Source organism: Agromyces sp. P1_H4 (assembly GCF_056405255.1).
This window is the reverse complement of the sequence record NZ_JBFUCL010000399.1, coordinates 1-3,075: the sequence shown is the minus strand read 5'-3', so window position 1 is coordinate 3,075 and position 3,075 is coordinate 1. Positions and strand designations below refer to the sequence as shown.

At 72.1% G+C, this 3,075-nt stretch carries 4 protein-coding genes and 1 pseudogene; 2 read left to right on the top strand and 3 right to left on the bottom strand.

What is annotated here, in order from left to right; genetic code table 11:
* Positions 1–290: pseudogene (locus AC1DY2_RS17860) on the top strand (TetR/AcrR family transcriptional regulator); the annotation flags it as partial.
* Positions 291–339: 49 nt separating this feature from the next.
* Here AC1DY2_RS17860 and AC1DY2_RS17855 read toward each other — a convergent pair.
* The gene (locus AC1DY2_RS17855; protein ID WP_476763630.1) at positions 340–741 is read right to left on the bottom strand and encodes a MerR family transcriptional regulator; all 402 of its coding nucleotides are present in this window, start codon (positions 739–741) and stop codon (positions 340–342) included.
* Positions 742–796: 55 nt separating this feature from the next.
* Here AC1DY2_RS17855 and AC1DY2_RS17850 point away from each other — a divergent pair, with 55 nt between their 5' ends.
* The gene (locus AC1DY2_RS17850; protein ID WP_476763629.1) at positions 797–2,017 is read left to right on the top strand and encodes an MFS transporter; all 1,221 of its coding nucleotides are present in this window, start codon (positions 797–799) and stop codon (positions 2,015–2,017) included.
* Positions 2,018–2,084: 67 nt separating this feature from the next.
* Here the strand turns inward: AC1DY2_RS17850 and AC1DY2_RS17845 are convergent, their stop codons facing one another.
* Together AC1DY2_RS17845 and AC1DY2_RS17840 are read right to left on the bottom strand one after the other, a co-directional pair.
* Positions 2,085–2,405: a hypothetical protein gene (locus AC1DY2_RS17845; RefSeq protein WP_476763628.1), complete on the bottom strand. Its 321-nt coding sequence runs from the start codon at positions 2,403–2,405 to the stop codon at positions 2,085–2,087.
* Between the two features lie 196 nt (positions 2,406–2,601).
* Positions 2,602–3,075: lipoate--protein ligase family protein (locus tag AC1DY2_RS17840; RefSeq protein ID WP_476763627.1), on the bottom strand; the 474-nt coding region annotated here is incomplete at its 5' end.

Sequence of the window (3,075 nt, the reverse complement as noted above, 5' to 3'; positions counted from 1 at the left end):
ACGAGTTCGACGTGCTCGCCGGCAACTCCGAGCTGCACGACGAGCTCGTGCAGAAGCTGTACCTGCGCCAGGTGGAGACCTACACGCGCATCTTCGCCGCCGGCCGCGCCGCCGGCGTGTTCTCACCCCGGTTGCCAGACGACCAACTGGCGATGACGTTCGTGGCTCTCGAAGACGCCTACGGCCTGCACATCGTGGGCGGCAACGCGCTCATGACGGTGCCCAAGGCGGCTGCGGCGATGCGCGCGGTCGCCGACCAGCTCGGGTGTCCGACCTCGTCGGCGTCGTGAGGGTGGGCGGAGCGTTCCCGGCCAGGCCGCGCGGGCCGAGCGGCGCGCTTCAGGCGACGGTGCCGAGCACGGCCCTGGCGTCGCCGAGCACCTCGGCGTGACGCGTGCGCGCGAGGAAGCTGCGAACGGTGTCGCGGCTGCGCGTGAGGCACGCGATCTTCGACTCGAGCGTCTCGAGCTCCTGCGCGAGATCCTCGGCGAGGTTGCGGGTGCAGGTGCGCGCGAGCTCCTCGCCCTGCACGCCCTCCATGTGGAGCATCGTCTTGATCAGCCGAGTGGGCAGGCCGGACGAGATGAGCCCGCGCACCAGCTCGACCTGCGCGACGGCCGACTCGGGGTAGTCGCGATACCCGTTGGCCTGCCGGTCGGATCGGAGCAGGTCCTGCTCCTCGTAGTACCGCAGCATGCGGGTCGGCACCTGCGTGCGCTGCGACAGTTCGCCGATTCTCATGGGATGCTCCAGACCGCTTGACCTTCACATAGATGTCAAAGTCTAGCCTCGCGGTATGACGGAAACCACCACCCTCCAGCCGGCTGTCGCGTCGGGGCAGCGCACGCCGTGGTTCGCGCTCCTCACCCTCGCGTTCGCCGTGTTCGCGACCGTCACCGTCGAGATGGTTCCCGCCGGGCTGCTGCCCGCGATGAGCGCCGACTTCGGCGTCTCGCCGTCGTCGATCGGCCTGCTCGTGTCGCTCTGGGCGGTCACGATCATCGTGGCGAGCCTGCCGATCGTGCGGCTCACCGCCCGCGTCGATCGCCGCACCCTCATCGTCGGCGCGCTCGCGGTGATGGCGGTCGCCAACACGCTCACCGCCATCGCACCCGGGTACGAGTTCGCGCTCGCGTCGCGAATCATCGCGGCGATGGCGCACGGTGCGTTCTGGTCGGTCGTCATGGTCTACGCCACGTCGCTCGTGCCGGCGAGCGCAGCAGGGCGCACCGTCGCGATCGTGAGCGCCGGCGCCTCGGGTGCCACCGTCGCGGGCATCCCCCTGGGAACGGTCGTGGGACAGGTGGCCGACTGGCGGCTCGTGTTCGGCGCACTCGCGCTGGCGCTCGCGCTGATCGCGGTGGTCATCCGGCTCCGGCTTCCGTCGTCGCCGGGGGCAGCGTCGAGCCCTGCGGATGCCGCGGGCTCAGCCGGAGCGGTCCGAGGCCGTCGGGTCGACCGCTCGATCCGGCCGGTGCTGGCAGCGGCCGTCGCCTGCACGCTCACGGCGGCGGCGAGCTTCACGCTCTTCACCTACATCTCGCCCTACCTCACGGAGGTCGCCGGCCTTCCCGCAGCCTGGGTCGGGCCGCTGCTGCTCGGGTTCGGCGTGGCCGGGATCGGCGGGCTCGTCGCCGCGGCCCTCACGGCCGACCGCTGGCCCGTCGCCTCCCTCGCCACGATGACCGTGCTGTTCGCGGTCGCGCTGGCCGTCCTCGGCCTCGCGCCGCAGAGCACCCCGGCCGTCATCGCCGGACTCCTGGTCTGGGGCCTCGCGATCGGCGGACTGCCCGCGATGCTGCAGTCGCGCCTGCTCGGCGTGGCCTCACCCGCGCTGCGCGGCACGGCGAGCGCGCTCATGGTCGTCTTCTTCAACGGCGGCATCGCCCTCGGCGCGACGCTCGGCGGCCTCTTCGACGACGGGTCGAACCTCGTGCTCGCGGCGTTCGCCGCAGCGGGGCTCGGCGCCCTCGCCATCGTCGCCGTGGTGGCGTCGCGGGCGCTCGCGGGGCGCTGAGCCGCCCGAGCTCAGGAGGGCAGCCCGTCAGGAGGGCAGCCCGTCAGGCGGTCAGCCCGTCAGGCGGTCAGCCGCGGTCGACGTCGAGCCGGATGCGGCCCCGGAACCGGTCGGGGTCGTCGTCGTCGGCATCCGCCGCCGCGAACGCGATGCCCTGGTCGCCGTCGCCGGGCACCGGGGCCGGCGCGGGCAGGCGGCTCTGGCGGTCGAGCTCCACCTGGGCCTCGTGCTTGCGCGGGGCGAAGACCTCGTCGCCGATCATCATGACGCCGCCACCGCCACCGCCGCGACGGGTCTTGTCGGACAGGTCGATCCAGCCGCGCCGCACCGCGAGCCACACGAAGCCCACGACGAGCACGGCGATGCCGAGCCAGATCCACCAATCCACCCGGCGAGTCTACCCGGCGACGATGAGCCTTCCTCGCGCCCGCCCACAGCCCGCGCCCGCGGCATCCGTCACACTCTGCGGATATACGATCCGCCACGCCGCGGTTCTCGCCTGCAGGCCGGCGCGCCCGATCGTATATCCGCCGATCGAGACAGTTCGGCAGCTCAACGGAGGGCGCTGTGCGGCATCCGCTCGCTCAGGGCACGCGGTAGAGCCACTCGCGGGTCGCGAACTTCGACTCCACGAGCGCCTCGGCCTCGGCGAGCTCGTCGGCCGATACCGTGCCGGGCGTCGCGCCGTACAGGCCGGCGAAGGTCTGCTTCAGGCTCTCGATGATGGCGGCGCGGCTGAGCCCGGTCTGCGACCGCAGCGGGTCGACGCGCTTGGCGGCCGAGGCGATGCCCTTGTCGCTGATCTTCTCGCGGCCGATGCGCAGCACCTCGAGCATCTTGGCGTTGTCGAGGTCGTACGACATGGTCACGTGGTGCAGCACGCCGCCCGAGCCGAGTCGCTTCTGCGCGGCGCCGCCGATCTTGCCGAGCGGGCTCGCGATGTCGTTGAGCGGCTGGTACGTCGCCTCGATGCCGATGGCGCGCAGGCCCTGCAGCACCCAGTCGTCGAGGTAGGCGTAGGAGTCGGCGAAGCTCATGCCCTGCACGAGCTCCGAGGG

What these genes read in the sequence shown, in the direction of transcription:
- AC1DY2_RS17850 (WP_476763629.1), top strand. Translation starts at nt 797, where the DNA reads ATGACGGAAACCACCACCCTCCAGCCGGCTGTCGCGTCGGGGCAGCGC.
- AC1DY2_RS17855 (WP_476763630.1), bottom strand. Translation starts at nt 741, where the DNA reads ATGAGAATCGGCGAACTGTCGCAGCGCACGCAGGTGCCGACCCGCATG.